Raw genomic sequence first — 5,244 nt, 5'->3', positions numbered from 1 at the left:
GCAGGCTTCGCGCCGGCAGCCTCCCGCGCCGCATCGCTTGCGCCTGCGCCGACGCCGATCGCAAACAGGCCGGCCGAGGCCCCGCGCCCGCCGGATCTCCCGGCCACGTCGGCCGGCAGCGGCGCGGAGGCCGAAGCCATGGCGGCCTCGCCCACGCTCCCGCTCGACAACCCACCCGCGCCGCGGCCGGCCGGCGAGACACTCCCCCGCGACACGGCCAGCCCCGCTGCATCCGCTGCGCCGGGCACCGAGGCACCACCGGCAAGCCTCTCGGTCGCGGACACGCGCATCGCCGCGCAACAGCTCGAACCCGCCCAGGCTTCGCGCAGCGATACGCCGGCCGACGCGCCCGCTGCCGCACGCCCGGCGGCGACTCCCACATGGCCGGCCAGGCAGATCGCGCCCTTCGCCGTCGCACTCGCGCTCGGCCCGGATGCCAGCCTGACGGTCACCCTCGACCCGGCCGAGCTCGGGAGGGTCGAGGTCGCGATCGAGCGGAGCGGCGCCGAGGCCCGCATCACCGTCACCGCCGAGCGTCCCGAGACCCTACTCCTCCTCCAGCGTGACCGGACGGAGCTCGAACGCGCGCTGTCCACCGCCGGCTTCGGCGGCGCATCCGGCGGACCGGCCTTGTCCTTCGGGGGCGGCGGCGGCGAAGGCCGGCAGCAACGCCAGGAGCCGCGCGGCACGCCGCGCGCGACTCCCACGCCAGCCGCCGCGCCCCTGGCCCAGCCCGGCCTTCGCAGCCTCCTCGACCTCGCGATCTGAACGGGAACCCGCAGCATGAGCGGCAGCATCACGGCGACCACGCCCCCGGCCGACACCGCACCGCGCGGCGGTCCCCGGCTCTCGGCCGACCTCAACACCTTCCTGCGCCTGCTGACGACGCAGTTGCGCAACCAGGATCCCACCAAGCCGATGGACACCGAGGCGCTGACCCAGCAGCTCGTGCAGTTCGCGACGGTGGAGCAGCAGATCGCCGGCAACCAGACCCTGCAGCGCATGCTCGACCTGCAGCAGGCCGGTCAGCTCGCCGCCACGGCGCCGTTGATGGGCCGGGTCGTCACCGTGGCGACCAACCGCCTGCCGTTGCAGGACGGGCGTGCCGAACTGGTGCTGCCGCCCACGGGCCGGGCGACCCGCGCGAACATCGAGATCCGCGATGCATCCGGCGCGCTGCTGCGGACCGAGACGGTCGCACTCGGCGCCGCCCAGACGCGCTGGGCCTGGGACGGGCGCGACATGCGCGGCACGCGGCGCGCCGACGGCGCATACGCCGTCGCCGTGACCGGCCGGGCTGCGGACGGGACGCCCGTGCCGCTCGACTTCGCCGTGAGCGGCCGCGTGACCGGGGCGGCACGCGCCGACGGCGACCTCGTGCTCCGCCTCGGCGCGGTCGCTGCCGGCTTCGACCGGCTGCGCGAATTGCCCGGCACGCCTTAACCGCGCCGCAACCGTCCCCCCGGCAAGACCTGCCGGCCGGCGGGACCGGCTTGACGGGGGCAACGTGATGGGGCGGGGCGCAAGACGCGCGCACGATCTGACATGAAGGGCCTGATCGCGCAGCTGCGCGGCTTCGGCCCGCTTCGCCTCGCTGTCATGGCGGGCGTCGGCGTCGCCGTGCTCGGCCTTCTGGTCTTCCTCGCACTCCGCGCGGCCGAGCCGCCGATGGCGCTGCTGTATGGCGAGCTCGAGCAGCGCGACGCCGCCGCGATCGTGGCGGCGCTGGAACGCCAGCGCGTGCCGCACCGGATCGCCGGCGGCGGGTCGCAGGTGCTGGTGCCGGAGGCCGACGTGCCGCGCCTGCGCCTGGCGCTTGCGCGAGAGGGCCTGCCCTCCGGTGGATCGGTCGGCTACGAGATCTTCGACCGTGGCGAAAGCCTGACCACCACGCCGTTCCAGCAGGACATCAACCGGCTGCGCGCGCTGGAAGGGGAGCTCAGCCGCAGCATCCGCGGCCTCGCCGGCGTGCGCGCGGCGCGCGTCCACCTCGTCCTGCCACGGCGCGATCCCTTCTCGCGCGATCGGGGCGAAGCGCAGGCCAGCGTCGTGCTGACGATGCAGGGGGCGCAGCGGCTGGACCGCGACGGCGTGCAGGCGGTGCTGCACCTCGTCTCCGCTGCGGTCCCTGGCCTGCGTCCGCAGAACGTCTCCATCGTCGACAGCCGGGGCGAGTTGCTGGCGCGGGGCGGGCAGGCGCTCGCCGGGCCGGCGGCCGCGCAAGGCGCCGAGGAACTGCGCCGTGCCCAGGAACTCCGCCTCGCCCGGGCGGTCGAGGACCTCCTGGAGCGCAGCCTCGGACCCGGCCGTGTCCGCGCCGAAGCCACGGTCGAACTCGACTTCGACCGGGTCCAGACGGTCGAGGAGCGCTTCGATCCCGACAACCAGGTGCCGCGCAGCACGCAATCCACCAACGAGACCAGCCGCAACGCGGAGCCCGGCAACGTCTCCGTCGCCAACCAGCTTCCCGGCGCGGAAGCGGCAGCCGGCGGGGCGCGCAGCGAACAGTCGCGGCAGGAGGAGACGACCAATTTCGAGATCGGCCGCATCACGCGCAACACGACGCGCGAGCAGCCCGCGATTCGCCGCATCTCGGTGGCGGTGCTTGTCGATGGCGCGTGGGAACCCGTGCCGGGCGCCGCGCCGCGCTGGCGCGAGCGGACGGCGGACGAGATGGCACGCATCACCTCGCTCGCCCGCTCCGCCGTGGGTTTCGACGAGCGGCGCGGCGATCGTGTCGAGGTCGTCAGTCTCCGCTTCGCCGATCCGCCGCCCGCGGACGCGACACCGGACGGCTTCGTGATCCTGGGCCAGACGATCCCGCCCGCGCTGCTGGGCCGCATGGTCGAAAGCGCGGTGCTCGCCCTGGTCGCCCTGCTCGCCATCCTGCTCCTCGGCCGGCCCTTGGTGTCGCGTCTCGCCGTCGGTCTCGCGCCGCAGCCCGCATTGGCCGCGGCGGGCTCGACCACGGCCGGCACCCTGGGCTTCGCGCCGGAGGGACGGGACCTGACTTCGGCCGGAGTGACGGCGCTGCCCGCCGGCGCGGAGGCGCCGCCTGCCCTGGCCGCGACAGGCGCAGCCGGCACGCAGCCTGGCGAAGAGATGGTGACCGTCGCGCGTGTCGAAGGGCAGCTTCGCGCCTCCGCGCTGCATGACATCGCCGCGCTCATCGACGCGAACCCGGACCAGAGCACGGCCGTGTTGCGACGCTGGCTGACGCCGGAGGAGCCCTGATGCCCGCCAGCCTCAAGGGGCCGCAGAAGGCCGCGACGCTGATGCTGGCGCTCGGCGACGAGCAGGCCGCGAAGATCTTCTCGCGCCTGCACGAGGACGAGATCCGCGACCTCTCGCTCGCGATGGCGGCGCTCGGCACCGTGCCCTCGACGCAGGTCGAGGCGGTGACCCGCGAATTCGCCGAGGCGCTGGGCCAGACGGGCCATCTCGTCGGGTCCTTCGAGGTGACGGAGCGCATGCTGCTGCGCTCCCTGCCCAAGGACCGCGTGATGCAGATCATGGAGGAGATCCGCGGGCCGGCGGGCCGCACCATGTGGGACAAGCTGGGCAACGTGAACGAGGCGGTGCTCGCCAACTACCTCAAGAACGAATACCCGCAGACCGTTTCCGTCGTGCTCTCGAAGATCAAGCCCGATCACGCAGCCAGCGTGCTCGCCCTGCTGCCCGAGGCCTTCGCCATGGAGGTCGTCATGCGGATGCTGCGGATGGAACCCGTCCAGAAGGAGGCGCTCGACGGGCTGGAGCGCACGCTGCGCTCGGAGTTCATGTCCAACCTCGCGCGCGGGCAGCGCCGCGACCCGCACGAGGTCATGGCGGAGATCTTCAACAACCTCGATCGCGCAGCCGAGGCCCGGATCCTGGCCGCCCTCGAGGAGCGCTCGCGCGACAGCGCCGAGCGGATCCGGGCGCTGATGTTCACCTTCGAGGATCTCCAGCGCGTCGACGGCGCCGGGCTGCAGTTGCTGATCCGCGCGGTGCCGAAGGACAAGCTCGTGCTGGCACTGAAGGGAGCGTCCGAAGGACTGCGCGACCTGTTCTTCCGCAACCTGTCGGAACGTGCGTCCAAGCTGCTGAAGGACGATCTTGCGGCGCTCGGTCCGGTCAAGCTGCGCGACGTGGACGAGGCGCAGGCGATGATCGTGGCGCAGGCCAAGGATCTCGCCGCGCAGGGCCAGATCCAGCTGGCCGACGGGCGCGAGGAGGAGATGATCTCGTGAGATGCGCGATCCCGCTGCCGGACCTCGCGGCGCCCATGGCTGTCGCGGCCCCGCCGCCCCCCGATCCCGCCCTGCTCGAGGCTCTGCGCGAGGACGCCATGGCCGAAGGCCATGCGCGCGGCTTCGCCGAAGGACTGGCGGAGGGGATGCGCCGCCAGCGGGAGGCGCAGGAAGCCTCGATCGCCGCGAGCCTCGGTCTCGCGGCCGCCGCGCTCGACGATGCCGCCGCGCATGCCGCCGCGGTGGCGGAGCGCACCGCGGAGCATCTCGCACGCACGGTCCTCGCGGTGGTCGACGCCGCGCTGCCGACAGAGGGCGCGCGGCGCGGTCCGGAGATGGCCGCCGCGCTCGCCGCGAAGCTGCTGCCCCTGCTGAAGGGACAGCCCGAGGTTCTGCTGCGCGTCGCGCCGGAGCAGGCGGCCGCGGTGGCGTCGCTCGTGCCAGCGGGCCTGGTGGTCGAGGGGGACGCCGCCCTGGCCGCCGGCGATGCGCGCCTCGAATGGCGCGATGGCGCGCAGACGCTCTCGCTCGATGCGCGGCGGGCGGCGATCCGCGCCGCCCTCACCGCCGCCGGCTTGTGGAGCGCAGACGAGCCATGACCGAAGACGGCTTCGAACCGGTGCCCGCGACGGAGACGCAGGGGGCGGCCGCGCCGCCCGGCCCGCGCGACCTCGATGCCGTGTACGACATCCCGGTCCAGGTCAGCGCCGTGCTGGGGCGCGCGACGATGCAGGTCAGCCAGCTCCTGAAACTCGGCCGCGGCGCCGTCGTGGAGCTCGACCGCAAGCTGGGGGAAGCGGTCGACATCTACGTGAACAACCGGCTCGTCGCGCGCGGCGAGGTGGTGATGGTGGACGACAACCGCCTGGGCGTGACGATGACGGAAATCGTCAAGGCGGACCGGGGCGGCACCTAGCGCCATGCCGCGGCTCCTGATCATCGGCTCCCTCGAAGGCGAGCTCGGCGCCGCGGCGCGCGACGCGATCGCGCGCGGCGGGCGGCTGGCGCACGC

Annotated in this window: 6 protein-coding genes; all 6 read left to right on the top strand. The window is 73.9% G+C overall.

Annotated elements, in window-relative coordinates:
• The first annotated feature begins 138 nt into the window (after nucleotides 1-138).
• On the top strand, nucleotides 139-768 hold the full coding sequence (locus L2I40_RS18640; protein ID WP_237216688.1) for a flagellar hook-length control protein FliK: 630 nt from the start codon (nucleotides 139-141) through the stop codon (nucleotides 766-768).
• A gap of 15 nt (nucleotides 769-783) precedes the next feature.
• A complete protein-coding gene (locus L2I40_RS18635; RefSeq protein WP_237216687.1) occupies nucleotides 784-1,443 on the top strand; it encodes a flagellar hook assembly protein FlgD in 660 nt (219 codons plus the stop codon).
• A gap of 102 nt (nucleotides 1,444-1,545) precedes the next feature.
• Nucleotides 1,546-3,234, top strand: a complete 1,689-nt coding sequence (fliF, locus tag L2I40_RS18630; protein WP_237216686.1) for a flagellar basal-body MS-ring/collar protein FliF — start codon at nucleotides 1,546-1,548, stop codon at nucleotides 3,232-3,234.
• A complete protein-coding gene (gene fliG / locus L2I40_RS18625) occupies nucleotides 3,234-4,232 on the top strand; it encodes a flagellar motor switch protein FliG (protein ID WP_237216685.1) in 999 nt (332 codons plus the stop codon). Before fliF ends, fliG begins: the two co-directional genes overlap by 1 nt.
• Nucleotides 4,229-4,831 (top strand): FliH/SctL family protein, encoded by a 603-nt coding sequence (locus tag L2I40_RS18620; protein ID WP_237216684.1) that lies wholly within the window; start codon nucleotides 4,229-4,231, stop codon nucleotides 4,829-4,831. The genes fliG and L2I40_RS18620 overlap by 4 nt, the downstream gene beginning before the upstream one ends.
• Entirely contained in the window at nucleotides 4,828-5,148 is a 321-nt protein-coding gene (fliN, locus tag L2I40_RS18615) for a flagellar motor switch protein FliN (RefSeq protein ID WP_237216683.1), read from the top strand. The genes L2I40_RS18620 and fliN overlap by 4 nt, the downstream gene beginning before the upstream one ends.
• Nucleotides 5,149-5,244: the final 96 nt, after the last annotated feature.

Origin of the sequence: Falsiroseomonas oryziterrae, assembly GCF_021864505.1 — a bacterium.
Lineage (GTDB): Bacteria > Pseudomonadota > Alphaproteobacteria > Acetobacterales > Acetobacteraceae > Falsiroseomonas > Falsiroseomonas oryziterrae.
This window is presented reverse-complemented; position numbering and strand designations above follow the sequence as displayed.

Coding starts and splice junctions, on each gene's coding strand:
- L2I40_RS18640 (WP_237216688.1), top strand. CDS start 139: ATGGCGGCCTCGCCCACGCTCCCGCTCGACAACCCACCCGCGCCGCGG.
- L2I40_RS18635 (WP_237216687.1), top strand. CDS start 784: ATGAGCGGCAGCATCACGGCGACCACGCCCCCGGCCGACACCGCACCG.
- fliF (WP_237216686.1), top strand. CDS start 1,546: ATGAAGGGCCTGATCGCGCAGCTGCGCGGCTTCGGCCCGCTTCGCCTC.
- fliG (WP_237216685.1), top strand. CDS start 3,234: ATGCCCGCCAGCCTCAAGGGGCCGCAGAAGGCCGCGACGCTGATGCTG.
- fliN (WP_237216683.1), top strand. CDS start 4,828: ATGACCGAAGACGGCTTCGAACCGGTGCCCGCGACGGAGACGCAGGGG.